Source organism: Sulfitobacter sp. (genome assembly GCF_036961165.1).
In the GTDB taxonomy this organism is placed as follows: Bacteria; Pseudomonadota; Alphaproteobacteria; order Rhodobacterales; family Rhodobacteraceae; genus Sulfitobacter.
In genome coordinates, this window is the sequence record NZ_JBALVJ010000021.1 from 33,010 (window position 1) to 56,594 (window position 23,585).

Below are 23,585 nucleotides of genomic sequence, written 5' to 3' on the forward strand. Positions count from 1 at the left end.
TTCAGGAGTTTGTCAACGCAGCCTTTCTCCTCGTGCTGCGAGACGGGCGGCGCTGATATCGCACCGCCCACTCCTGTTCGTTTTGTCTATTACGTCTCCCCCCCGTGCGGGGGAGAGTGGGTGCGCAAAGGCTGTCTTATTCCATCACTGGGATAGAGAACTCGCCGCCTTCTTTGATGCCTGACGGCCAGCGTGCGGTCACTGTTTTGGTGCGTGTGTAGAATTTAAACGCATCTGGTCCGTGCTGGTTAAGGTCACCAAAGACAGATTTTTTCCAGCCGCCAAAGGTGTGATAGGCCAGCGGCACAGGGATTGGCACGTTGATGCCGATCATGCCTACGTTGATCCGGTTGGCAAAATCACGCGCCGCGTCACCGTCACGGGTAAAGATCGCGGTGCCGTTGCCGTACTCGTGGTCCATGGCAAGGCCGATGGCCTCTTCATAGGTTTGTGCACGCACACAGGTCAGTACGGGGCCGAAGATTTCCTGCTTGTAGATGTCCATATCTTTAGTCGCGCGGTCAAACAGGTGAGGGCCAACGAAAAAGCCGTTCTCGTATCCCTGCAGTTTGAAATCACGGCCATCGACAACCAGTTCGGCGCCTTGATCAATACCGGTCTGTACCAGACGTTCGATGTTGGCTTTGGCAGCGGCTGTCACAACGGGGCCGTAGTCCACATCATTGCCGGAGGTATACGGCCCGACTTTCAGCTTTTCGATGCGTGGCACCAGCTTTGCGATCAGACGGTCGGCTGTATCGTCACCCACTGGCACAGCAACAGAGATCGCCATGCAACGTTCGCCCGCAGCGCCGTAGCCTGCACCAATCAGCGCGTCTGCGGCCTGATCCATATCCGCGTCGGGCATGATGATCATGTGGTTCTTTGCGCCGCCAAAGCACTGGACGCGTTTGCCCTGCGCACAGCCGGTGCTGTAGATGTATTCCGCAATTGGGGTCGAGCCGACAAAGCCCACCGACTGGATCACATCGTTATACAGGATCGCATCCACGGCTTCCTTATCGCCGTTAACGACCTGCAATATGCCCTTGGGCAGGCCTGCTTCTTCGGCCAGCTCGGCCAGCATCAGCGGCACGGACGGATCACGCTCGGATGGTTTAAGGATAAACGCGTTGCCGCAAGCGATGGCAGGGGCGAACATCCACATCGGGATCATAGCGGGGAAGTTGAATGGCGTGATGCCTGCTGTCACACCCAGCGCCTGACGCATGGAATACATATCAATGCCGGGGCCGGCAGAATCGGTGAACTCACCCTTCAACAACTGTGGCGCGCCGATGCAATATTCCACAACCTCAAGGCCGCGCTGCACGTCGCCTGCGGCATCCGGCAAGGTTTTGCCATGCTCGCGGCTCAGCGCTTCGGCCAGCTTTTCCATGTCGCGGTTCAGCAGATCGACCAGCTTCATCAGCACGCGGGCGCGGCGCTGCGGGTTGGTCGCGGCCCATTTAGGCTGGGCTGCGGCAGCAAAGGCCACGGCCTGTTCCAGCTCTTCCTTGCTGGCGAGCGGGCATTTTGCCTGCACTTCGCCGGTAGCCGGGTTCATAACATCGGCAAAGCGACCGGATGTGCCTTTGACGTGGGCGCCGTTGATATAGTGAGTGAGCTCTTGCATGGGGATCTCCTATTGCGTTTCGCACAGTGTAGTCTTGCAAAAAGGTCGGGGGTAGAGGTAAGTTTTCAAAATCGTCTTGCATTTTTGTCGATATGTGTGCGGTGACACGCAAGACGCTGATTGAAAAGGAAGTGCTGTGCAAAATTGGGATGACATGCGGCTGTTTCTAGCTGTCGCGCGGGAGCAGAGCCTGTCGGCGGCGGGTAAGGTGCTAAGGCTGGACCCCGCCACACTGGGGCGCAGGATGGCACGGCTTGAAAAAACGTTGCAGGTACCTTTGTTCGTAAAATCCCCGCAGGGATATGCTCTGACCCAAGCAGGGGTGCAGCTGTTGGAGCGGGCCGGCGTGGTGGAGCAGGCAATGCGGGGTGCCGCTGTCGGATCGATTGCGCAGAGCGAGACGTTGACGGGCCAAATCCGGTTGGGCGCACCGGACGGCTGTGCGAACTTTCTGCTGCCGCAGGTGTGTGCTGCAATTGGGCGGGATAATCCTGGTCTGGATATCCAGATCGTGGCATTGCCTCGGGTGTTCAACCTGACGCGGCGTGAGGCGGACATGGCTATCGGGGTCAGCGCGCCCACAGCGGGGCGGCTAGTGGTGCGGCAAGTGACCGAATACCGCCTGCATCTTGCGGCCTCGCAGGAATATCTGGCTGCCCATTACCCTATCACCGATCTTGCTGCGCTGAAAGATCACCGCATGGTTGGCTATATCCCCGACATGATCTTTGATCGGGAGCTGGACTATCTGGCTGATCTGGGGGCAGGGCGGGTGGCCCTGGCGTCTAACTCTGTTTCGGTTCAGGTGAATATGTTGCGGCAGGGCGCGGGCGTGGGCGTGGTGCATGATTTCAGCTTGCCGTTTGCTCCGGGCGTACAGCGGATCTTGACCGATGCGGTCAGCCTGACACGGGCGTTTTACCTTATCCGGCACGCAGATGATGCGCGTAATGAACGGCTTGCGCGGTTCGCCAGCCTGATGGCAGCAGGGCTGCGCGCAGAAGTGACCCGGCTCGAAATGCTGTGTGAGGCCGAGCTGCGCCCTTGACAGATCAACCATGCGCGCGCGACGATACAGGGACTTCAACACGCGACCATGGGAGGACGATTAATGTTGGTGTCTCAAATCCTGAAATCCAAGGCGGACGACAGTGTGGTGACGGCTTTGCCGTCGATCACGATTGCACAGGCGGCTCAGATATTGGCAGAGCGGCGGATCGGCACGCTGATCATTACGCGCGATGAGCGCACGCTGGACGGTATCGTCTCGGAGCGTGACATCGTGCGACAGCTTGGACGTGCGGGAGGAGACTGTATGTCGGAGCCGGTAAGTTCGATCATGACCTCGAAGCTGGTGACCTGTCACCGCGATATGCGGGCGGATGCCGTGCTGGAAAAGATGACCGAGGGGCGATTCCGCCACATGCCGGTTATCGAAGATGGCGCGCTCATTGGCCTTATTTCGCTGGGTGACGTGGTCAAGGCGCGTCTGATGGAGCTGGCGATGGAAAAAGACGCGCTCGAAGGGATGATCAGGGGGCACTAGCCGCTCTTGCATCTGCGGGCCCCGCGTGTTTGCTTGAAGTTCGTAAAACTCTGACCCAAGGAGCGCCGCCCATGCGCGTTGGCCTATATCCCGGCACATTCGATCCCATCACACTGGGGCACATTGATATCATCCGGCGCGCGGCCTCGTTGGTCGATAAGCTGGTGATTGGTGTGGCCATCAACCGCGACAAAGGGCCATTGTTCACGCTGGAAGAGCGGGTGGACCTGATCGAAGAAGAATGTGAGGCCCTCGCAAAGGAAACCGGCATCGAGATTGTCGCCCATCCATTCGAGAATCTACTGATCAACTGTGCGCAGGACGTTGGCGCAAGCCTGATCATCCGCGGTTTGCGCGCTGTGGCGGATTTCGAATACGAATATCAGATGGTTGGCATGAACCGGCTGCTCAACAAAGAGATCGAGACCGTGTTCTTGATGGCCGAAGCCCAGCATCAGGCGATTGCCAGCAAGCTGGTCAAGGAAATCGCCCGTCTTGACGGGGACGTGAGCAAGTTTGTCACGCCCCGCGTCAACGCAGAGCTGAAAGCGCGCTTTGCCAAATAGGCCTTAGGCGCGCGCCATGGTGGTCGCGGTGTCGAGCATACGATTGGAAAAACCCCATTCGTTGTCATACCATGCCAGAACGCGCGCCATATTTCCCTGCTGAACCGTAGTCTGGTCCAGCGCGATGATGCTGCTTCGCGCATCATGGTTAAAGTCCATTGATACCAGCTTGCGGCTGGTGACGCCCATCACACCCTCCATGCCTTCGGCGGCCTTGCTCAGGGCGCTGTTGATCTCTTCGGGCGTTGCGTCGCGGTCCAGTTCAACAACCAGATCGACACAGGACACATTCGGGGTTGGTACGCGGATCGCGGTGCCAGCAATGCGGCCTGCAAGCTCGGGCAGGACAAGGCCAACGGCCTCTGCGGCACCCGTGGTGGTCGGGATCATCGACAGAGCTGCCGCGCGGGCGCGGTAGAGGTCGCTGTGGGCCGTGTCATGCACAGGCTGGTCGCCGGTATAGCTGTGCACAGTCGTCATATAGCCGCGTTTGAGGCCAAAGGCGCCGTGCAGCGCATGGGCGAGTGGGGCAAGGCAGTTCGTGGTGCAGGACGCGTTGGAGACCACCGTGTCATCCGCCGTCAGGATGTCATGGTTCACGCCATAGACGATGGTTTTCATATCACCCTGACCTGGGGCTGAAATCAGCACCTTCTTCGATCCGTTCTTGAGGTGGCGGCCAGCTGTCTCGACACTGCGGAAAATACCTGTGCATTCCAGCACAATGTCCACGTCCTGCCATGGCAGATCCTCTGGCGCACGCTCGGACGTGACACGGATCGGGCCGCGACCAATGTCCATCACCCCATCACCCCAAGTGACTTCACGGCCAAAGCGGCCATGCACGCTGTCGAATTCAAACAGATGTGCGTTGGTTTCAAGCGGGGCCAGATCGTTGATCGCCACCACTTCGATATCATCGTGGCCACTTTCGACAAGCGCGCGCAGGACGTTACGGCCAATGCGGCCAAATCCGTTGATGCCAAGTTTGATTGTCATAATTCTACCCGTTTGAATGTATGTTTGCGCTAACATATTCAGTTGACCGCGAAGGTCAAGCCGAAGCTGAAAGCCCTCTCATAGAAGTGTTCAGAGCAGGCGGCCTAGCGCCAGAAGGCCAGCCATTCAATGAGATCGGTGAGCTTTTTGCCGAGGAACACTGAATGTTCAGTCCCGTAGAAGATATAATCTACCACAATGGTGCCCACGATCAGAAGGCCCAGCACAAATGCGATCCTGTTGGTCATGGCGTGAGCCCTTTCAGTTGCCTGCCCGTTCTAGGGCAGGCAGGGCGTTGCAGCAAGTCCTAGCCAAGCTTGCCCATGGCAACAGCCACATCGGCCATGCGCACGGAGAACGCCCACTCATTGTCATACCACGACAAGACACGCACCGTGCGGCCAGCTACAACAATGGTCTGGTCCGGCGCAAAGATTGAGCTGTGCTCGGTGTGGTTAAAGTCGATCGACACTTTTTGCTCGGGGTCATAGGCAAAGACGCGAGACATATAGCCTTCGGCGGCTTTCTTGGCGGCGAGGTTGATCTCTTCCACGGTCACATCGCGTGAGGCGGTAAAGGTGAGGTCAACGGCGCTGACGTTCGGCGTTGGTACGCGCATAGCGGTACCATCAAGCTTGCCTTTAAGCTCTGGCATGACTTCACCCAGCGCCTTGGCCGCTCCGGTAGAGGTGGGGATGATCGCCATGGCGGCGGCGCGGGCGCGGTAAAGGTCCTTGTGGCGGCGGTCCAGCGTCGGCTGGTCGCCGGTGTAGCTGTGGATGGTAGTCATCAAACCGCTCTCAATACCCACTGCCTCGTGCATAACGCGTGCAAGCGGCGCGAGGCAGTTCGTGGTGCACGACCCGTTAGAGATCATGGTGTCAGAGGCCAGAAGCTGGTCATCATTCACACCGAAGACAATAGTGCGATCCACGTTCTTGCCCGGTGCCGAGAGCAGAACCTTCTTCGCGCCTTGTTCGATGTGCGTGCGCGCCTTGTTGCCATCGTTGAACTGGCCCGTGCATTCCAACACCACGTCACAGCCGGACCAGTCCAGCTCTTCTATATTGTATGTGGACATTACTTCGATGTCGTTCTGGCCCAAATTGAGGTAGCCGTCATCAATGGTGATCTCGTTGCAAAAGCGGCCATGCACGGAATCGTACTTCAGCAGATGGGCTGCTGTTTCAATCGGGCCAGTGGCGTTCAGCTTGATCACCTGAATGTCTTCGCGCGCTGATTGGGCGATGTGGGACAGGGTACAGCGGCCGATGCGGCCAAAACCGTTAATACCTACTTTGATGGTCATGGGAGGCTCCTTGGGTGATCAGGTTGCGCCTGCTATAGACGCCTGTTGCAGGCAGGGGCCAGAGCCAAAGCCCCTTGAAAATCACATGTTAGCGTTAAAAGTTCAGGTTAGCGGTAACATCCTTGTGCCATACCGCATTGGCAATCCTGCTGGGCTGCTCTACATCGGTAGGTCAGGAAAAACGGAGCGTTGTGATGAGTGGATTGATTGCCTTGCTGGATGATGTTGCAGCCATTGCGAAGGTTGCAGCAGCATCTGTGGATGACGTGATCGGGCAGGCGACCAAAGCCTCCGCGAAAGCGGCGGGTGCTGTGATTGATGATGCCGCTGTTACGCCGAAATATGTGCACGGGTTCGAGGCCAAGCGAGAGCTGCCGATCATCTGGCGCATAACCAAAGGATCACTGCGTAACAAGCTGTTGTTTTTGCTGCCGGCCGGACTGCTCCTGTCAAACTTTGCACCATGGGCCATCGCGCCTTTGCTAATGCTGGGCGGGGCCTATCTGTGCTTTGAAGGGGCCGAGAAGGTTGCCTATGTGTTGGGCTGGAGCCAAGGCCACGAGGACCATCCGCACAAAGAGACAACGATCTCCGATCCCGCCGCGCTTGAAGAAGAAAAGGCCGTCGGCGCCATCAAGACCGATTTTATCCTCTCGGCCGAAATCATGACCATCTCGCTTGCGGCAATCCCTGTGAGCAACTTCTGGATGGAAGCGGCGACATTGGCGGCTGTGGCTGTAATGATCACTGTCGCGGTTTACGGCTCTGTCGCGCTGATCGTAAAAATGGATGATCTTGGCCTTGCCATGGCAAACCACGGGCGGCTGTCGCTCACCCGAAACCTGGGCGGTGGATTGGTCAAGGCGATGCCAGGGTTCTTGCGTCTGCTGACAGTTGTAGGGACGGCGGCCATGCTATGGGTTGGCGGTTCGATCATTGTGCACGGGCTGGAAGAACTGGGCTTTGCCGCGCCTGCGCATATCATCCATGACGTAGCCGCTGCCGTGGGACATACTGTTCCCGAGGGCTGGACAGGGGCGGTCGAATGGTTCGTCAAAGCGGCCATCGACGGTGTGCTTGGTCTGATCCTTGGTATGATCCTTATCCCGCTTGGCGAAAAGATCGTGACTCCGCTGTGGCGTAAGGTTTTCTCAAAATAACATTTGGGAATGGGCGCATGACACGTCACACTGGTCTGACAGGGGTAGTGGAGGATGTGCCGCGTGGAGATGATCGAAGGACACAAAGCCATCGCACCGCCCAAGGGCGCCGCGATCTGGGACATTGATCCCTACGCACCAGAGATCCTTGCAAAGCCGGAAGCCTACTACGCCGAATTGCGCGCCAAGGGCCCTGTGGTGTTCATCCCAAAGTATGGCATTCTGGCCGTGGGCCGCTTTGCGGAGACCAAGGAAGTATTCTCGGACTACTCGCGCTTTGTCTCATCGCGCGGTGTCGGGCTTGATGATTTCAAACACACCCGCGCGTGGCGTCCGCCCTCGATCATTCTTGAGGTGGACCCGCCAGAGCATACCCGCACCCGCAAGGTGATGATCAAGGCGATGTCGCCGCGGGTGGCCGCATCCCAGCGTGACATGTTCATGCAAACAGCCGAAACCATGATCGACGATCTGCTCACCCGCGATAGTTTCGACGCGGTTGCCGAGTTTGCTGAAAGCTTTCCCACCACCGTATTCCCTAAGGCCGTCGGCATGAAAGACGGCAATCCGCGCCATCTGGTCGACTATGGTGCAATGGTTTTCAACAGCCTTGGGCCGGATAACCCGATCCGGCAGGCATCGCTTGGCCGCGCGCCACAGATCATTGCATGGATCACAAAAGCCTGCGCGCGCGACCGTCTGTTGAAAGGTGGCATGGGCGAGATGCTGTATAAGGCTGCCGACGCAGGCGAGATCACGCAAGAAGAGGCGGGGTTTCTGGTCCGCTCATTTCTATCCGCGGGTGTAGACACCACGGTGACGGCCATTGGCAACGCGTTGTACTGTCTGGGTCGCAATCCGCAGGAATACGACAAATTGCGCGCCGGTCCGTCGCTGGCCCGCGCCTGTTTTGAAGAGGTGCTCCGCTACACTTCTCCGGTGCATTCCTTTTGTCGCACGGCCAATCTGGATACTCAGGTTTCCGGCATTGCGATCAAAGAGAGCAGCAAAGTGCTTTGTGTATTGGGTTCAGCGAACATGGACCCTGACAAATGGGGTGATCCTGAAAATTTCAGAGTTGACCGCAAGCCGCAGGGTCATCTGGCCTTCGGTGTCGGGGTGCATGGATGTGTCGGGCAAAACGTGGCACGCGCTGAGATGGACGCAGTTCTGACGGTGCTGGCGCAGAAGGTATCTCGGATCGAACTGAAGAGGGAGCCTGTCTGGCGGCCAGGGAACGCAATGCATGCGCTAGACAGTATGCAGATCAGGCTGCACCACGTCTGATATATTGTCGATTTGGGTTTAGTCTTGCGGGTCGCCGCGGCGGTCAAAGAGGTTCGCTGCCATCTGTGCAACGGCCAGAGTGGCAATGCCAAGATGTCCGTAAATGACGTAGCTAAAGAAAATCTGGCCCCAAGTTTCGCCTGCGAAAAGCGCAAGGATCGCCGCAATGCCACCGCTCATGATCGCTGTCAGGATGTAAGCCATAGTTTCACACTCCGCGTTTGTATCACCGTCTTCTAACTTGCGCCTTAATCGTTAGGGAATTCTTAACGCCAATCAAGACCCCCCCTATTTAGGGGTATGATGTGGCTAAAGATCGCCGGAAATGTGGCAGAACTGGCACAAATTGGCCGATATACAGCACCAGACTATCCACAATTTGGAAACAAAGGCGGCGGAACCTTTGAAAAGGCTCCGCCGCACGCACATAAAACCACCTGTGCTAGAAAGTGATTCTACCTATACTAGAGAAGTGCTTTTGCCTTCTCGGCCACATTGGCGGCCGTGATGCCGAATTTGACGAACAGTTCTTCAGCCGGAGCAGAGGCGCCAAAGCTGTCCATGCCGACAAAATCGGCTTTACCGAATTTGCCGCGCTCGCCTAGCAACCACTGGTCCCAGCCCTGACGCACACCAGCTTCGATGCCGACGCGCACAGCGCCACCCGGCAGGGTGCGTTTGCGGTAGGCGTCGTCCTGCTGGGCAAACAACTCCATGCATGGCATGGACACAACCCGCACACCGACGCCTTCGGCCTGCAACAGATCGCGCGCTTCTAGTGCGACCGAAACTTCAGAGCCGCTGGCAATCAAGATCACCTGGCGTTTGCCTTCGGCATCGACAAGCGTGTAGGCGCCGCGCGCTGTCATGTTGTTGTTCTTATGCTCGGTCCGCACAGTGGGCAGGCCCTGACGTGTCAGCGACAGCACAGAAGGTGTGCCGGTTTGCGTTAGTGCGATTTCCCAAGCTTCTGCCGTTTCAATCGTATCGGCGGGGCGGAAGACCAGCGTGTTAGGGGTCGCGCGGCTGATGGCCAGATGCTCAACCGGTTGGTGGGTCGGGCCGTCTTCGCCCAGACCGATGCTATCGTGGGTCATTACATAGACAACTGGAACCTGCATCAACGCTGACAGGCGCATCGCAGGGCGCGCGTAATCGGTGAAGCACATGAATGTACCGGAGTACGGACGCACGCCGCCATGCAGCGCCATACCGTTCATCGCTGAAGCCATGCCATGCTCGCGGATGCCCCAATAGATGTAGCGACCCCCGCGGTTATCCAGATCGAACACGCCAAGATCTGCGGTCTTGGTGTTGTTGGAACCTGTAAGGTCGGCAGATCCACCCACAGTTTCCGTCATGATCGGGTTGATCACTTCCAGCACTTTTTCGGAAGAAGAGCGCGTGGCAAGCTTCGGCGCGGATTCTGACATCTGTTTCTTGAATGCCTTGATCACCGCAGTCAGTTTTTGCGGAGCCTCGCCCGCCAGCGCGCGGTTGAACGTCTCGCGCTTGCCGCGTGGCATGCTGTCAAACCGCTCTTCCCACGCTTTGCGTACTTCTGCGCCGCGGCTGCCAATGGCCTCCCATGCGGATTTGATGTCGGCAGGAATGTCGAAGGGGGCAGAGGTCCAGCCCCAAGCCTCTTTTGCGGCAACCATCTGTGCGGGATCGGTCAGCGCGCCGTGGCCCTTGGAGGTGTCCTGCGCGGCGTGGCCCAGGGCGATATGCGTCTTGCAAGCAATCATGCTGGGCGTGTCGGTCTTTTTGGCAGCCGTCAGCGCGGCGTCAATCTCATCGGGGTTGTGGCCGTCGATCTCTTGGACGTCCCAGCCTGCGGCACGGAAGCGCGCGACCTGATCGGTGGTGTCGGACAGCGTGACCGGACCGTCTATGGTGATGTTGTTGTTGTCCCACATCAAGATGAGCTTACTCAGCTTGTGGCGGCCCGCAAGCGCGATGGCCTCCTGGCTGATGCCTTCCATCAGGCAGCCGTCTCCTGCGATGACGTATGTATAGTGGTCCACAACCTTGGCGCCGTAAGTGGCGCGCTGGATTTCTTCGGCCATGGCAAACCCGACAGAGTTCGCTATGCCCTGACCCAGCGGGCCTGTGGTGGTCTCAATCGCATCGGCAAGGAAGTTCTCTGGGTGGCCGGCAGTGCGCGCGCCCATCTGGCGAAAATTCTTGATCTCCTCGATCAGGAATTGCACGTCACCTACCAAATGGAGCAGGGAATAGAGCAGCATCGAGCCGTGGCCTGCAGACAGGATGAAACGGTCACGGTCAGGCCAGTTGGGCTGGGCCGCGTCAAATTTCAGGTGGTTCTGGTAAAGCACCGTGGCGACGTCCGCCATGCCGATGGGCATGCCTGAGTGGCCGGAATTTGCAGCAGCAACAGCGTCCAGTGTCAGCGCGCGAATGGCGGCGGCCTTGGACCAGTGATCGGGATTGGCAGTTTGAAGGGCTTTGAGATCCACGGCAGGGACTCCTTATACAAGCTAAAAGGCGTTGCAGGCTCCATATCAGGGCAGCGGGAAAGATCAAGCATGCGACACACGGCGTTTGTTAAGGCTGGGCGTGAAGAATTCGGCTCAAGGTCCTGTTCTGAAAGGGGGGCAGCATTTTATTGCGGCTTTGGATAGGATTGCACCAATATTGGGCGTAAACCGATTCGTCATACGGCAGGGTCGGAGTGCTACAGATTGAGTGAGAGAGGCATATGAGCGATATCGAAGAACTTCAGCGGCGGATTACCGCAGCGATGGATCAGGTCGCATTCGGTCTGGAAAAGCTGGGACCGGCCACGCCCGCAGGGCCAGACGCAGAGACCGTAAAGCTTTTGGAAGAAGAGCGTACAGCAAACGCGCAGCTTCAAGAGCGCGTGCGCGGCCTGCGTGCCAAATCGGAAACCGAGACCGCCTCCTTGCGCGCCAAGGTCGAAGAAGGCGAGGCCCGCATGGCCCAGCTTGATATCGAACTGCAGCGCGTGCGTCGTGCCAACGCCCAGCTAAGCGATGCTTGCGCTGCGTTGCGCGAAGCCAATGCCGAAGGGGTGGGAGATGCCCATCTGATTAACAAAGCCATGCTGGCAGAGCTTGAGGCCCTGCGCGCTGCCCGCGCGGCCGATGTCGCCGAAGCCTCGGTGATCCTTGCCAGCCTGCAGCCCCTGATGGATGCCGCCACGACCAGCCCCAGCACGCGAGGAGACGCATAATGCCAGAGGTCAAGATTGCCATCGGCGGCCGCTACTTTGATGTTGCCTGTCAGGAGGGGGAGGAAAGCTATCTGCACTCGGCTGCCAAGATGCTGGATGACGAAGCACAAATCCTGGCCGATGCCGTGGGCCGCATGCCCGAAGCACGGATGCTGCTGATGGCGGGCCTGATGCTTGCTGACAAAACCGCAAGCGTCGAAGACAAAATCGCAGAGGTCCGCGCTGAACTGGCGGAGCGTGAAGCAGAGCTGGCGGGCCTGCGCAATGTGGTCATAGAGCCAGAGCGCATCGAAGTTCCTGTTGTGCCGCAGTCCGTCACGGATACGCTCGCCGAAATTGCCGCCCGCGCCGAAGCGCTTGCCGCTGAGGTCGACGAAAAGGTCGGCGGATAATATCGGTCTGAAAATCTGGCGCGCTTGCTATAGCTGTGAGCGCGCCCCCACAGCCTGGCTGGTCGTTGGATGCGTATCTGTCGGCTGATGAATTCTCTTTACTTCAAAAGCCGTTTGTAGCTCCTGTTCACTTAGGGTGAAGGGCGCTCAAAAGTTGCACCTGTCATGCTGCGCGTAGGGTATGATTTTGGCTTGCGAAATGTTGCTCCAGCCTGTTCTTCAGCTTTAGTGGTCTTCTTTTAACGATGGAAATACCTTTCGGCACAGTCCGTTAGCTGTCTGCCAAGATGGCTTGGCAGACCAGAATCATCCACGGATGATGAAACGGGAGGGGCCTGTGAAAAAAAACCTACATTACATGATGTCGCCGCGAAAGCAGGCGTGTCATATGCAACAGCTGTTCGCGTATTGAACAGGCGTGCGCGTGTCTCGACCAAGTCGGTCGAGAAGGTGCGCGCGGCGGTGGCCGAGCTTGGTTATGTGCGCAATGTCTAGGCTGCAAACCTGTCGCGCCAGAAAACCTATCGCTTCGTTTTGTCATTCCGGCAGGGGCGAATACTTTCTTTCAACACGTGCGCGCGATCATCAACCACAAGGTTGAAGCGGCGTCCTTGTCCTCGATTTCCATTGAAATACAAGATGTTCCCGCCTTTGATGCCAAACGTCTTGCGGAGCATTTGGGCGAGCTTGCAAAAAGTGAACTGGACGGTCTGGCGGTCGTGGGTCTTGAGGGCGATGCGTTGCTCGCACCGTTGCTGGCGCTGAAGAAGAATAGGATACCTGTCGTGTCGCTGGTGTCTGCGCTGCCCTCGCTGGAAGAAAGCACTTACATCGGTATCCACAACGTCGTGGCCGGACGTACTGCCGCACGACTGGTCGGTATGGCGCATGGGGGCGGAAGGGCTGTGTTCAGTTCATCGTCGGTGCGTTGAATGCACGTGACCACAACGAACGCCTGACCGGTTTTCAAGAAGTCCTGAACGAGGATTTCCCCGACCTGTCCATTTGCCCGGTCCTCCATGGACAAGATAACGCAGAAATAGTTGAAGCAGAAATCCAGACCGCTCTGAGAAATAACACTGTTATTTCAGCTGTATATAATGTCGGCGCTGGAAATCGCGGCTTGGCGCGTGCCTTGGAATCGTGTTCAGCAAGTCCCTTTTGCGTGGCGCACAAACTTGTTGACCATTCGCGTTCGGCGTTGCTGGACAGGACCTTTGACATCGTGATTGACCAGCGACCCGAGGAAGAGGTTTCGGCGGCGCTGAATCCGCTTCGGCTGCTGGCAGATGGCCGTCCTGTGCCGCCCCGCGATCCCATTCTTCCGACGATCTCCCGCCCGTGAAAACCAAAATTACTGACAGAGGCTGACAATGACCACGTTTTTCGCAGAGCAAGCGCCGCTAGAATTCAATCCAAATGCGACGGATCTGGCTTTCCGCCACTACAACCCTGACGAATTCCTTTTGGGTAAGCGCATGGAGGACCATCTGCGGTTCGCGGTTGCCTTTTGGCATTCGTTTGCATGTCTCGGAGGAGACCCCTTCGGCGGACAGACATTTGAGCGGCCGTGGTTTGGCGACACGCTGGAGTTGGCTAAGATGAAAGCCGATGTCGCCTTTGAGCTTTTTTGATATTCTCGGCGCGCCGTATTTCATGTTTCCATGACGCCGATATTCGTCCCGAAGGGCAAAGTTTTGCGGAAAGCAAACGCAACTTTGAAGAAATCATCGACATCTTTGAGGCGAAGATGGAAGGTCGCAAAACCAAACTGCTGCGGGGCACAGCGAACCTGTTTTCGCACAGCCGGTTCACGTCAGGCGCCTCAACGAACCCAGATCTAGAGGTCTTTGCGTGGTCCGCGGCCTCGGTCAAGCAGTGCATGAATGCCACCCACCGTTTGGGCGGTGAGAACTATGTGCTTTGGGGCGGGCGTTAGGGGTACGAGACGCTGTTGAACACCAACCTTGGTCAAGATCTGGATCATCTGGGCCGCTTTTTGAGCATGGTCGTTGATTACAAACACAAGATCGGTTTCAAGGGCGCAATCCATGTCGAGCCCAAGCCGAAAGAGCCAAGAAAACACCAATATGACTACTATGTTTCAACGGTTTACGGGCTGTTGCAGCGATTTGGGCATGAATAAGAAGTGCAGGTCAACATTGAACAAGGGCACGCAATTTTGGCAGGCCATTCGTTTGAGCATGAAATTGCTTTGGCCAACGCGCTGGGGATTTTCGGGTCTATTGATATGAACCGCAATGACTATCAATCGGGCTGGGATACGGATTAATTCCCCAACAACGCTCCCGAAGTGGCACTAGCCTATTACGAAACCCTGAAAGCTGGAGGATTTCAAACCGGCGGCACGAACTTTGATGCAAAGCTGCGCCGCCAATCGCTTGAGCCTGACGACCTGATCGCAGCGCACGCCGGTGCCGTGGACGTCTGCGCGCGCGGCCTGAAGGCGGCCGCTGCGATGCTTGAGGATGGCACGCTAGAGGAAATGCGCATAGCCCGCTACGCCGGATGGGAAGACTACCGCGCACAGTCAATGTTGATCAGTGATCTGGAGACCATCGCCGCACAAGTCGAAGCAGACAGTATCAACCCCAAACCAAAATCTGGTCGGCAAAAAATTCATGAAAACAACGTGAACCGGTTCGTTTGAACCGCAATGGGAGGAGAACAGAGATATGAAAACGATCAAAGGACCGGCGCTATTTCTGGCGCAATTTGCAAGCGACGAACCCCCGTTTAATTCATGGGCCAGCCTCACAAAATGGGCGGCTGATTGCGGCTAAAAGGGCGTTCAGGTGCCCAGCTGGGACGCCCGCTTAATCGACTTGGACAAAGCCACCAGCAGCCGTGACTATTGCGACGAATTCCGCGGAAAAGCAGCTGAGAATGGTGTGGAGGTGACAGAGCTGTCGACCCACCTACAGGGTCAGCTTGTCGCGGTTCACCCCGCCTATGATGACGCGTTTGACGGTCTTGCAGCGCCAGAAGTGCGCGGGAATCCAAAGGCACGTCAGGAATGGGCTGTGGATCAGGTCATGAAGGCGCTCAGCGCGTCGCATAATATGGAAATCGGCGCGCACGCGGCCTTCTCTGGCTCTCTGGCTTGGCCGTTCTTGCATCCGTGGGCACAGCGCCCTGGTCTGATCGAGACGGCATTTGATGAGCTGGCAAAACGCTGGCTGCTCATCCTGAATCATGCGGAAGACTGCGGCGTCTACGTTTGCTATGAAATCCATCCCGGTGAGGACCTGCACGACGGCATCACCTACGAGGTGTTCTTGGAGCGCGTGGGCAAACACGGCCTTGCCTGCATGCTCCATGATCCCAGTCACTACGTGCTGCAATGCATGGATTATCTGGACAACATCGATATCTACAAAGACCGCATTCGGATGTTCCACGTCAAAGATGACGAGTTCAATCCAACGGGGCGGCAAGGCGTTTATTCGGGGTATCAAAGCTGGGTTGATCGGGCAGGGCGTTTCCGGTCCTTGGGTGATGGTCAGGTCGATTTCGGGGCGGTGTTTTCCAAAATGGCGGCGAATGACTTTGACGGCTGGGCTGTGGTGGAATGGGAATGCTGCCTCAAAGACCCTGAGGACGGCGCACGCGAAGGCGTGCAATTTGTCTCTGACCATATCATCCGCGTGACTGAAAGAGCGTTTGACGATTTCGCCGATGGCGGAACGGATGATGCTGCAAACTCTAAAATGATGGGGATTGGCTAAGATGGCACTTATCAGGCTTGGCATGGTTGGCGGTGGAAATGACGCGTTTATTGGCGGCGTTCACCGCATCGCTTCACGGATCGACGATCGATATGAACTGGTTGCAGGCGCATTGTCCTCCACACCCGAAAAATCAAAGGCGTCTGGCAAAACTCTCGGATTGGCAGCTGACCGCTGCTATGGTGATTTTGACGAAATGGCTACGGTAGAGGCTGCCTGTGACGACGGGATTGAAGCCGTTGCCATCGTCACGCCGAACCATGTGCACTATCCCGCAGCCCGCGCCTTTTTGGAACGCGACATCCATGTCATCTGCGACAAACCTATCACTGCAACGATGGCAGACGCCCATGCAATGCAAGCTGCGGTCGAAGTCTCTGACGCCCTATTCGTATTGACCCACAATTACACCGGCTACCCGATGGTCCGCCAGGCCAAGTCGATGAGTGAGGCGGGCGATTTGGGCGACATCCGCATCGTGCAGGCCGAATACCCTCAGGATTGGTTGACCTCTCCGCTGGAGAACGAAGGGCTGAAGCAGGCCGAATGGCGCACCGATCCAGCGCGGTCCGGGGCAGGCGGATCTGTCGGGGATATTGGAACGCACGCCTATAATCGGGCCTGCTTTGTGTCAGGGCTGCGTTGTGAAAGTCTTGCCGGTGATCTGCAAAGCTTTGTCGCAGGCAGGCAGTTGGATGACAACGCGCATGTGATATTGCGCTTTGATGGAGGGGCTCGGTATGCTGTGGTCCAGTCAGGTGGCGCTGGGCAATGAGAACGGGCTAAAGCTGCGCATCTACGGATCAAAAGGCGGACTTGAATGGGCGCAAGAAGATCTAAACTATCTCTGGTTTACGCCGCACGGCGTGGCAAAGCGGCTGATAACGCGCGGTAGTCCGGCGGCAAACCCCGCCGCTGCTGCCGTCAGCCGCATCCCCGCGGGCCATCCCGAAGGTTATCTGGGGGGTTTTGCGACGATCTATACCGAAGCAGCTGACGCCATCCGCGCTGTGCAATCCGGCACTCCGCGCGCCAACGCGATGGGTCTTCTTCCGGGGATAGTCGAGGGGCTTGAAGGGATGTCATTCATCAACGCCTGCGTTCAGTCCGCTGCCAACAATGCGGCAGTGCTTGCTCTGAAAGGGGTGAGTAAAAACTTCTGACCGATTGAGGTGCTGCATAGCGTCGATCTGGCGCTGTATGCAGGTGAGGTTCATGCGCTGATAGGTGAGAATGGGGCGGGTAAATCTACCACGATGAAAAGCCTTGCAGGATATCAGCCTGCAAGCCACGGTCAGATCATCCTTGATGGTCACCCCCTCCTGTTTTCCAGCCTGCACGAATGAGAGAAGGCCGGGATCGTTATGATCCATCAGGAATTCAACCTCGCCGAACAGCTGACGGTTGAGCAGAATTTCTTTCTGGGGCGTGAGCTGAAATCCGGTTTGCTGCTGGATAAACCCAAGATGCGCGCGCTCACACGGCAGTATCTGGATCACGTGAAGTGTCGCGTATCGCCGGATGCGTTGGTCTCGCAACTCTCTAATTCTGATGAACAGATGGTCGAGATCGCAAAGGCCCTGTCGCGGCAGGCCCGCATTCTGGCCATGGATGAGCCGACCGCCGTTCTGACAAAATCAGAAACCGAGGTTCTGTTCGAACAGATCAACGAACTGTGTGCATCCGGCACCGCAATCCTGTTCACCTCCCATAAGCTCGACGAAGTATCACAGCTTGCCGATCGCGTGACGATCATGCGCGATGGCGCGGTTGTCCAACACGGGCCCGGCCACCATTACACCGAAGACAACATGGGAACGGCGATGGTCGGTCGCGATGTCTCTGACCTATTTCCCGAAAAGCCCGTGGCCGTGGTGGACAGGCCAACTGTTCTAAGTGTACGCGGGCTGTCGGTTAAGGGATATTCCGAAGGGATCGATCTGGACCTTGGGGCAGGTGAAATTCTAGGGATCGGCGGGTTGATCGGCTCTCTCCGGACCGAAACGATGGAAGGTCTGGTTGGTCTTAGGTCTGCTAAGACGGACAGCGTTGCGCTGTTTGGAAAGACCATTCAGGTCCGCAACCCGTCGGATGCTTTGGTGCAGGGTCTTTGCTACCTCACCGAAGATCGCAAGCTGCGCGGTTTGTTACTGGCCCACGGCATGCGCGAAAACCTGACGCTGCAAAACCTGCACAAATTCGGGCGTTTTGTGATCAATCGTAGCGCCGAAGAGGACGCTAAACGGTTGCGTGCCACTGGATGTCGGTGACATCCGGATCGCCTCAATAATCGCATCAACCTTGTCCTGTGGAACAGCTTTGGAAGGGTTCATTTTCTTGGTGGCGTAGCGCCATTTCAGAAGATCATTCAGTGGCTTTGCAGTCATGTATTTCATCCTATTGTCAGCGCCTCAATTCGGCGGTATATATTTGTAACCGACTACCTAAGGTGTACTTAGGTGCGCCGCAAGAAGGCACATTCCTGAACCTTGGTTACACAAAGGGAACCGCCATGCTGGATGATAAACAATGCCCCGACTGCAAACGCATCAATGAGGTGCTGTCGCGTGTTGGTGACCGGTGGAGCGTGCTTGTCGTGATCTCATTGGCCCAATACGGGACGCTGCGGTTCAATGAACTCAAGCGCAACCTTGGTATCTCGCAACGGATGCTCAGCCTGACCCTAAAAGAGTTGGAACGCGACGGCCTTGTAAACCGAACCTATCACACGACGATCCCGCCGAAAGTTGAATACAACCTCACCAAAATGGGTCAGTCATTTCGAGAGCCCGTTAGTGCCTTGGGCTATTGGGCGCTGGAAAATCTCGCCACGATCGATGCTGCACGGCACAAGTATGACCAAAGCGCTGAAACTTAATTTTGGAACCAGCCCCACTATAGACGGGATCTAAGTAAATTTAGCTCGTGTTGTCTGACAGGAATTTCAACAAAGCTTCTGTGAGCTGGTTGAAATACTGGTAGCCATCAAACCTGCTGCCAGTCCCGAAAAGCGTCGCCTGATCGTGACCGATCCAGATGATCCCGGCCTGATGAGCGAGGTCGGGGCCTGTGTTGCTAATCTTGCCGATATCTCAGCGGGCATTTTCTGGCACAAGGGAAACGTCGACGTCAGAAATGGAAAAGGTCAGGTTGCACTGTGGAGCCTCGTGCTTGGCTACCCACAACTGGCCACGGCTGGACAATTAAAGAAGGAGGACATGAGGGACCTGTCCATCCTCGATATTCTACTGACGATTAGGCAGGAAAGCGGACACTAATTTCGCAATGTTGGATGACTGAAAAGTCCGCCCTGCTGACCTTGCTGCTCAATGCAGCTAAGAGCCCAATGTGACAGATGTTGCGTAGTATGCAAAGGTCAGCTTTGCTCGTTACGCATCATGCTTCTTGAGCGCTGAGACGTCTCGTCAGAGCTGCCGACCTTTGTCGAGCCAGAGGGCATGTGCTATTGGCCATTCGGGAATTTTTGCCGTTTCAAAGCCATACACTTTACCAGTCGCAAACGATTTGAACGCCTTCATTGCCTTGAGGTGCGCACCCTCTGAAAGGTAGGCCAGCATTGCCTTGCGAGAAGTCCAAACAGTTAAAGTGTGATGAACGCCATCGATTGTGCGTGCATCTGCCGAGAGGCATCCATCCGCAGACCTTGCTTGCGACATCGATGCGGCTGCATGACGCCAGAACTTCGGCGCATGCCATACTCTTTTCAGCTGCAATCCAGTGATCGAGACGTAGAAGACGTCAGCCATGCGTATCACCAAAGTGATACCCACCCGTGATCCAGTTTTGGACCATGTGGGTGAATTCCTGGCCCTTATCCTGGTAACAGAAATGGCCGCAGTTTTCAAAAATGGTCAAGGCACTCTTAGGAAGCCGCTTGTGCAATCGTTCTGCATTGTCGGTTGTCAGGAAAGCGTCTTGATCACCCCAAAAAACATGAACTGGGACTTCGAGAGAATTCAGATGGGGATCAATGGTTTTAGAGCCTATCGGATAATGCTTGAACCATGCAGAAACCTGACTGATCCGCCCGCTATAAGAAGCAACATAGTCCGCGACCTCCTCTGCTGATGGGCTGTAGTGCAAGTACCCAAGCTGGATGGCGCCTGCAATAAACGCACGCGGGCCGGTCATATTCACCATCGATCGCCAGAACCCAGAAAGAATGATCTTGGTGACAAGGCTGCCGTTGTCCGAAGGCAGAATGCCCGGTCCATCCCCGACCAAAATGCTTGCCGCCTTGTGATTGCGGTGAATGACATAATGCAGCGCCACCGGCATCGCGATATCAGGGGCAACAACATGAATGTCCGTCAGACCCATTTTCGAGACAAATTTTTCCAGAAACGCGCTTTGCGCCTCGAAAGTCATAAAGCTCATGTCACCTGCGCTGCGGCCAAAGCCCGGCAGATCGAGGGCGACCAAATTAGCGTCAGCCGCAAGAGCGTCCCAAACCTTATCATAGCATAGGATACTTTGCGGTAGTGGGCTCAGAAAAAGCACGGTTGGACCGTTCGGATTGCCAGCCCTCGCAAAGCGGATATCCACACCGTCCAAGGTCATGCGTTCCGGTTTCATTACGAAACGCGCTGGGGTCTCGCTTATTTTTGCGGCCCCTTTCGTACGCAGACGCCGCACTTTGAAGAACTCAGGCGTAATCATCATCAAGCTTGCCGCGTTCATGCGGCCCAGTATTCCAATTGGGTCTTTGGGCATCTTATTTAGGCTCCTGTAGGACGTCTGGCGCTTTCTGTATTTATTTCGTATTATGGCTTCGGTACGTGCGTGTCAATTATAAAATACCCTTAGGTCCGAAATGGAAAAGACTGAAAAACGAGGTCGACCAAAGACTCTGGACCGAGAGCACGTTCTACAGACCGCGCTGATGCAATATTGGGATGTCAACCCAACCGATGTCTCCATCGGCGAGATCTGCAAACTGACAGGTGCTTCAAAACCCGGGATCTACCGCGAATTTGGGAGCGATGATGGTTTGAAACGTGCTGCGCTTGAGAGCTACCGCAGCTTAGCTCTATTGCCGTTGTTCGACATTCTAAAACGAGATCAGAGTTTTGCGGCTGCAAAGGCCGCCTTGGTCTCGTTCACAACGCAAGACCGCGAAGCAGTTGGGTTGCCCTTGGGTTGCCTGTTCGTCGCCATGCGTGCGCAGCGCGATAGCCTCGGGTCAGCCACAGGTGAATGCGTGGATCAGCTTCGCCAAGAGGTATTGGATGCCTATATGGTTTGGATTGAGACCGCCAAATCAAAAGGGGAGTGCGGAGCAAAAATCCCAACCGATGCTGCGGCGCTGTACTTCGACGCTCAAAACGGTGGAGCGATGCGGATGCAAAAAGAAGGGGTCGATAACGCCACAATCGCGACCGTTCTTCACTATTCATTCGAAATAATCGAGTAGAGTGGCAAGACTTTTCGATCAAGTCACGCCACCTCGAAGTGAATAAAGCGGTCATTGGTGCGGCTGAAGGAAATTGGCGCTTTGTCCGGCGCTGCGGTCTATCAGCCGCCGAAAATGCTGCGCGATGCACGAACGGCCGGTCTGGGGAAGCCGCGCTGCGGCATTGGAAGGCTGGTTAATGGCCGGTTAGGGCCGCAAGCTGCCCAGGGCGTCAAATATTTTGCGCACTTCCAAGATGTCCCTATTTGGATTTTCAATCCTTCAGTTGGTCTACTCTTGCATGATTTCGATCAATCTATCCGATCCGCTTTATGCTATCACCAAGGGCTAAACAAAGGAGGAGAAAATGCGCTATATCACAATAACCACATGGGAACTCGCAGACGGAGCCGACTTCAATGTTTCATTGCGTGCGATCGAAGAAAAAAGAATTCCTGCGCTTAAGGGATTTGGGGCAAACCGTGTGACCGTCATACGCACCAGTGATCGGACGAGTGCTGCGATTACAGAATGGCCAGACAAGGCCACCAGAGACGCAGCGGAGTTGAAAATCGACGAGGTTCGTAGATCGGTCCACAGAGAGGATATGTCGCGAATAACGGGAGAAATGAAAGGAGAAATCTTGGCGGATGTTTGATTCAATTTGCAGTCGCAGGGCTTTTTCAAACTTCACCTATTGCCGCTTTGGGTAAGCGGCACCGCAGGACTCCTCAGAGCAGTCAATGTCTGCTCAGGGCCAGAAGTGCCAGCGTGTCACGAACCGACACTAAGGGCGGATTGGAGACATTCGCTGCGCTTGGCGCCATGGTAGCTTCGCGGACAAAGTTGCCGTTGAGAAACGAAAAATGTTCTAAGCGTTCCCAACTCATTCCTTTAGTCCAGCCGGTGAATGAGGTGCTCGCCCTCAAACCCCTGTAGCTGCACCGAAGTCGTTTTGGTGAAGCGGTAATCCTGCGTTTCACCGACCATTCGGCGCGTGGTATCAGAGACTTGGATTTCGCCCGATGCGGCGAGGGCAGCGATCCGAGCTGCCTTGTTGACGACAGACCCAAAGAAATCATCGCTCGTCTGGACGATGTTGCCGGTATGAATACCAATGCGCAGGGCGATGGCAGGTCCGTCGGATTGCTCGGTTACTTGCAGGATTGCCCTCGCGGCGTGCAATGCCTGAGCAGGTTCCGGAAAGCTCGACATGGTTCCGTCGCCCAATGACTTCACAAACTGACCGTCTGCATCTTCGATGATTTCGCGCAGCGAGGCAAAGTGCCGAGCCATCTCAGTAGACCAAAGGCGGTCGCCCATCAGTGAAGCAAGGCGCGAAGAATTGACGATATCGGTGAACATGATCGAGGCAAAGCCGTCTCGTTGATCGAGTGAAAAGCCTTTCCGCGCAGCAACGACAAGATCGGCGATGGCGTTTTGTTCGATTCCCGTGAAATCGATATTCGGGATTGGAAGCGAACCATGGCGCAGCACGATTTTCCAAACGCCTTCTTCGAGAGCGAAGATCAGGGTGTTCCGCACATGAAATGTCCGATCGGGCTGATCGGCAAAAACAATGTCATGAGTGAGGCACGCCCATCCGGAGTCACCATTCTCAAAGGCTTCGGCAAAAGTTTCTTCGTGTTTGAGGAATTGGGGAATTACGCCAAAAAACTCTCCAATCCCCTCACGCACGGCTTCACCCGCCCACAGTTCGTCTTCGCCGGTGCCGACGAAGCGCAGGTGTTGATGTTCAGACAAAAGGTTGCGCATCTGGTTTTTCCGCTTGTGCTGGATTGCGTCGATCCAGCGGCGCGAAACGGCAAGCAGTTCCGTAGACGGCCGCGTCATCGCCGCCGGTCCTGCCAGAAACTTTCCAGTACGAATTTCCTTTTTCCCAACCGAAATCTCCCGAATTGTGCGTCTCTCTTAACTTTTATGCCAAGATTAACACAGACCAACGGATTTGCGATAAATACGATGGTGTGCTTCGTCTGCTTTGTCCGGCGATTTCAACTGGTCGACGCAACACTTTAATCTTTAGTCAAAGATGGAGTGATGAACGTGAAGTATCGCCGCCACATATTTTTTACGGACAAACAGAAGTCAGAGATCTGGGACAGATGGCAACGCGGAGAGTCGATGAGCTCGATTGGTCGGGTGTTTGATCGGGGGTCATCATCAATTTTACCGCTGTTAGGGCGCACTGGCGGCATCCGTCCGCGGGACCGCATTAGGTCACGGCTTTCTCTGACCTTGATCGACCGAGAAGAGATATCGAGAGGTCTGCGGGCACAGATGTCCTTGC

General features: G+C 56.1%; 23 protein-coding genes and 6 pseudogenes. 19 read left to right on the forward strand and 10 right to left on the reverse strand.

What is annotated here, in order from left to right; all coding sequences use genetic code 11:
• Positions 1-136: 136 nt before the first annotated feature.
• Positions 137-1,636 (reverse strand): CoA-acylating methylmalonate-semialdehyde dehydrogenase, encoded by a 1,500-nt coding sequence (locus V7730_RS11075; RefSeq protein WP_335747657.1) that lies wholly within the window; start codon positions 1,634-1,636, stop codon positions 137-139.
• 154 nt (positions 1,637-1,790) lie between these two features.
• Between V7730_RS11075 and V7730_RS11080 the strand changes: the two genes are divergently transcribed.
• The 3 genes from V7730_RS11080 (at position 1,791) to coaD (ending at position 3,748) form a co-directional block, all read left to right on the forward strand.
• Positions 1,791-2,684 carry a LysR family transcriptional regulator gene (locus tag V7730_RS11080; protein WP_335747678.1) on the forward strand — a complete coding sequence of 298 codons (894 nt, stop codon included), beginning with the start codon at positions 1,791-1,793 and terminating at the stop codon, positions 2,682-2,684.
• 63 nt (positions 2,685-2,747) lie between these two features.
• Complete coding sequence (locus tag V7730_RS11085; RefSeq protein ID WP_335747658.1) at positions 2,748-3,182, forward strand: CBS domain-containing protein; 435 nt, start codon at positions 2,748-2,750, stop codon at positions 3,180-3,182.
• A 71-nt stretch (positions 3,183-3,253) separates the two neighbouring features.
• Positions 3,254-3,748, forward strand: coding sequence for a pantetheine-phosphate adenylyltransferase (coaD, locus tag V7730_RS11090; RefSeq protein ID WP_335747659.1), 495 nt, complete (start codon positions 3,254-3,256; stop codon positions 3,746-3,748).
• A gap of 3 nt (positions 3,749-3,751) precedes the next feature.
• Here the strand turns inward: coaD and gap (V7730_RS11095) are convergent, their stop codons facing one another.
• From gap (V7730_RS11095) to gap (V7730_RS11105), 3 genes are all read right to left on the reverse strand, one after another.
• Entirely contained in the window at positions 3,752-4,747 is a 996-nt protein-coding gene (gene gap, locus V7730_RS11095; protein WP_335747660.1) for a type I glyceraldehyde-3-phosphate dehydrogenase, read from the reverse strand.
• 104 nt (positions 4,748-4,851) lie between these two features.
• A complete protein-coding gene (locus V7730_RS11100) occupies positions 4,852-4,995 on the reverse strand; it encodes a hypothetical protein (protein WP_335747661.1) in 144 nt (47 codons plus the stop codon).
• A gap of 59 nt (positions 4,996-5,054) precedes the next feature.
• Positions 5,055-6,056: a type I glyceraldehyde-3-phosphate dehydrogenase gene (gap, locus tag V7730_RS11105; protein ID WP_335747662.1), complete on the reverse strand. Its 1,002-nt coding sequence runs from the start codon at positions 6,054-6,056 to the stop codon at positions 5,055-5,057.
• 194 nt (positions 6,057-6,250) lie between these two features.
• Between gap (V7730_RS11105) and V7730_RS11110 the strand changes: the two genes are divergently transcribed.
• Positions 6,251-7,216 carry a DUF808 domain-containing protein gene (locus tag V7730_RS11110; protein ID WP_335747663.1) on the forward strand — a complete coding sequence of 322 codons (966 nt, stop codon included), beginning with the start codon at positions 6,251-6,253 and terminating at the stop codon, positions 7,214-7,216.
• A 69-nt stretch (positions 7,217-7,285) separates the two neighbouring features.
• Positions 7,286-8,503, forward strand: coding sequence for a cytochrome P450 (locus V7730_RS11115; RefSeq protein ID WP_335747679.1), 1,218 nt, complete (start codon positions 7,286-7,288; stop codon positions 8,501-8,503).
• A gap of 18 nt (positions 8,504-8,521) precedes the next feature.
• On the opposite strand, the gene V7730_RS11120 is transcribed toward V7730_RS11115, so the two are convergent.
• Together V7730_RS11120 and tkt are read right to left on the reverse strand one after the other, a co-directional pair.
• A complete protein-coding gene (locus tag V7730_RS11120) occupies positions 8,522-8,707 on the reverse strand; it encodes a hypothetical protein (protein WP_335747664.1) in 186 nt (61 codons plus the stop codon).
• A gap of 260 nt (positions 8,708-8,967) precedes the next feature.
• Positions 8,968-10,983: a transketolase gene (gene tkt / locus V7730_RS11125; RefSeq protein ID WP_335747665.1), complete on the reverse strand. Its 2,016-nt coding sequence runs from the start codon at positions 10,981-10,983 to the stop codon at positions 8,968-8,970.
• A gap of 242 nt (positions 10,984-11,225) precedes the next feature.
• Here tkt and V7730_RS11130 point away from each other — a divergent pair, with 242 nt between their 5' ends.
• The 9 genes and pseudogenes from V7730_RS11130 to V7730_RS11165 all read left to right on the forward strand — a co-directional run bounded on the left by V7730_RS11130 (position 11,226) and on the right by V7730_RS11165 (position 18,131).
• A complete protein-coding gene (locus V7730_RS11130) occupies positions 11,226-11,720 on the forward strand; it encodes a hypothetical protein (RefSeq protein WP_335747666.1) in 495 nt (164 codons plus the stop codon).
• Entirely contained in the window at positions 11,720-12,112 is a 393-nt protein-coding gene (locus tag V7730_RS11135) for a cell division protein ZapA (protein WP_335747667.1), read from the forward strand. The genes V7730_RS11130 and V7730_RS11135 overlap by 1 nt, the downstream gene beginning before the upstream one ends.
• Positions 12,113-12,391: 279 nt before the next feature.
• Positions 12,392-12,607, forward strand: a complete 216-nt coding sequence (locus V7730_RS22640) for a LacI family DNA-binding transcriptional regulator (RefSeq protein ID WP_443070209.1) — start codon at positions 12,392-12,394, stop codon at positions 12,605-12,607.
• Between the two features lie 44 nt (positions 12,608-12,651).
• Positions 12,652-13,044: a substrate-binding domain-containing protein gene (locus V7730_RS11140; RefSeq protein WP_335747680.1), complete on the forward strand. Its 393-nt coding sequence runs from the start codon at positions 12,652-12,654 to the stop codon at positions 13,042-13,044.
• Positions 13,041-13,457 carry a substrate-binding domain-containing protein gene (locus tag V7730_RS11145; protein WP_335747668.1) on the forward strand — a complete coding sequence of 139 codons (417 nt, stop codon included), beginning with the start codon at positions 13,041-13,043 and terminating at the stop codon, positions 13,455-13,457. The genes V7730_RS11140 and V7730_RS11145 overlap by 4 nt, the downstream gene beginning before the upstream one ends.
• 28 nt (positions 13,458-13,485) lie before the next feature.
• Positions 13,486-14,783 (forward strand): annotated as a pseudogene (gene xylA / locus V7730_RS11150) (xylose isomerase).
• Between the two features lie 25 nt (positions 14,784-14,808).
• Positions 14,809-15,861: pseudogene (locus V7730_RS11155) on the forward strand (sugar phosphate isomerase/epimerase family protein).
• Between the two features lies 1 nt (position 15,862).
• A pseudogene (locus V7730_RS11160) lies at positions 15,863-17,024 on the forward strand (Gfo/Idh/MocA family protein).
• 9 nt (positions 17,025-17,033) lie between these two features.
• Positions 17,034-18,131, forward strand: a pseudogene (locus V7730_RS11165) (sugar ABC transporter ATP-binding protein).
• Here V7730_RS11165 and V7730_RS11170 read toward each other — a convergent pair.
• Positions 18,096-18,257 (reverse strand): annotated as a pseudogene (locus V7730_RS11170) (nitroreductase family protein); the annotation flags it as partial. The pseudogenes V7730_RS11165 and V7730_RS11170 overlap by 36 nt on opposite strands.
• A 116-nt stretch (positions 18,258-18,373) precedes the next feature.
• Here V7730_RS11170 and V7730_RS11175 point away from each other — a divergent pair.
• Together V7730_RS11175 and V7730_RS11180 are read left to right on the forward strand one after the other, a co-directional pair.
• On the forward strand, positions 18,374-18,739 hold the full coding sequence (locus V7730_RS11175; protein ID WP_335747669.1) for a winged helix-turn-helix transcriptional regulator: 366 nt from the start codon (positions 18,374-18,376) through the stop codon (positions 18,737-18,739).
• A 145-nt stretch (positions 18,740-18,884) separates the two neighbouring features.
• Entirely contained in the window at positions 18,885-19,139 is a 255-nt protein-coding gene (locus V7730_RS11180; protein WP_335747670.1) for a hypothetical protein, read from the forward strand.
• A 147-nt stretch (positions 19,140-19,286) separates the two neighbouring features.
• Here the strand turns inward: V7730_RS11180 and V7730_RS11185 are convergent, their stop codons facing one another.
• Together V7730_RS11185 and V7730_RS11190 are read right to left on the reverse strand one after the other, a co-directional pair.
• Positions 19,287-19,628, reverse strand: a complete 342-nt coding sequence (locus tag V7730_RS11185; protein WP_335747671.1) for a hypothetical protein — start codon at positions 19,626-19,628, stop codon at positions 19,287-19,289.
• On the reverse strand, positions 19,621-20,595 hold the full coding sequence (locus tag V7730_RS11190; RefSeq protein ID WP_335747672.1) for an alpha/beta fold hydrolase: 975 nt from the start codon (positions 20,593-20,595) through the stop codon (positions 19,621-19,623). Before V7730_RS11190 ends, V7730_RS11185 begins: the two co-directional genes overlap by 8 nt.
• Positions 20,596-20,695: 100 nt before the next feature.
• Here V7730_RS11190 and V7730_RS11195 point away from each other — a divergent pair, with 100 nt between their 5' ends.
• Both V7730_RS11195 and V7730_RS11200 read left to right on the forward strand, forming a co-directional pair.
• Positions 20,696-21,295 (forward strand): TetR/AcrR family transcriptional regulator, encoded by a 600-nt coding sequence (locus V7730_RS11195; RefSeq protein WP_335747673.1) that lies wholly within the window; start codon positions 20,696-20,698, stop codon positions 21,293-21,295.
• Between the two features lie 346 nt (positions 21,296-21,641).
• Positions 21,642-21,932 carry a hypothetical protein gene (locus V7730_RS11200; protein WP_335747674.1) on the forward strand — a complete coding sequence of 97 codons (291 nt, stop codon included), beginning with the start codon at positions 21,642-21,644 and terminating at the stop codon, positions 21,930-21,932.
• A 236-nt stretch (positions 21,933-22,168) separates the two neighbouring features.
• On the opposite strand, the gene V7730_RS11205 is transcribed toward V7730_RS11200, so the two are convergent.
• Positions 22,169-23,128: an adenylate/guanylate cyclase domain-containing protein gene (locus V7730_RS11205; protein ID WP_335747675.1), complete on the reverse strand. Its 960-nt coding sequence runs from the start codon at positions 23,126-23,128 to the stop codon at positions 22,169-22,171.
• A gap of 213 nt (positions 23,129-23,341) precedes the next feature.
• Between V7730_RS11205 and V7730_RS22645 the strand changes: the two are divergent.
• Positions 23,342-23,585 (forward strand): annotated as a pseudogene (locus V7730_RS22645) (IS30 family transposase); the annotation flags it as partial.

Bases quoted from the DNA above. Each gene is read 5' to 3' on its own strand.
- V7730_RS11075 (WP_335747657.1), bottom strand. From the start codon at position 1,636: ATGCAAGAGCTCACTCACTATATCAACGGCGCCCACGTCAAAGGCACA.
- V7730_RS11080 (WP_335747678.1), top strand. From the start codon at position 1,791: ATGCGGCTGTTTCTAGCTGTCGCGCGGGAGCAGAGCCTGTCGGCGGCG.
- V7730_RS11085 (WP_335747658.1), top strand. From the start codon at position 2,748: ATGTTGGTGTCTCAAATCCTGAAATCCAAGGCGGACGACAGTGTGGTG.
- coaD (WP_335747659.1), top strand. From the start codon at position 3,254: ATGCGCGTTGGCCTATATCCCGGCACATTCGATCCCATCACACTGGGG.
- gap (WP_335747660.1), bottom strand. From the start codon at position 4,747: ATGACAATCAAACTTGGCATCAACGGATTTGGCCGCATTGGCCGTAAC.
- V7730_RS11100 (WP_335747661.1), bottom strand. From the start codon at position 4,995: ATGACCAACAGGATCGCATTTGTGCTGGGCCTTCTGATCGTGGGCACC.
- gap (WP_335747662.1), bottom strand. From the start codon at position 6,056: ATGACCATCAAAGTAGGTATTAACGGTTTTGGCCGCATCGGCCGCTGT.
- V7730_RS11110 (WP_335747663.1), top strand. From the start codon at position 6,251: ATGAGTGGATTGATTGCCTTGCTGGATGATGTTGCAGCCATTGCGAAG.
- V7730_RS11115 (WP_335747679.1), top strand. From the start codon at position 7,286: ATGATCGAAGGACACAAAGCCATCGCACCGCCCAAGGGCGCCGCGATC.
- V7730_RS11120 (WP_335747664.1), bottom strand. From the start codon at position 8,707: ATGGCTTACATCCTGACAGCGATCATGAGCGGTGGCATTGCGGCGATC.
- V7730_RS11130 (WP_335747666.1), top strand. From the start codon at position 11,226: ATGAGCGATATCGAAGAACTTCAGCGGCGGATTACCGCAGCGATGGAT.
- V7730_RS11135 (WP_335747667.1), top strand. From the start codon at position 11,720: ATGCCAGAGGTCAAGATTGCCATCGGCGGCCGCTACTTTGATGTTGCC.
- V7730_RS11175 (WP_335747669.1), top strand. From the start codon at position 18,374: ATGCTGGATGATAAACAATGCCCCGACTGCAAACGCATCAATGAGGTG.
- V7730_RS11185 (WP_335747671.1), bottom strand. From the start codon at position 19,628: ATGGCTGACGTCTTCTACGTCTCGATCACTGGATTGCAGCTGAAAAGA.
- V7730_RS11190 (WP_335747672.1), bottom strand. From the start codon at position 20,595: ATGCCCAAAGACCCAATTGGAATACTGGGCCGCATGAACGCGGCAAGC.
- V7730_RS11195 (WP_335747673.1), top strand. From the start codon at position 20,696: ATGGAAAAGACTGAAAAACGAGGTCGACCAAAGACTCTGGACCGAGAG.
- V7730_RS11200 (WP_335747674.1), top strand. From the start codon at position 21,642: ATGCGCTATATCACAATAACCACATGGGAACTCGCAGACGGAGCCGAC.
- V7730_RS11205 (WP_335747675.1), bottom strand. From the start codon at position 23,128: ATGACGCGGCCGTCTACGGAACTGCTTGCCGTTTCGCGCCGCTGGATC.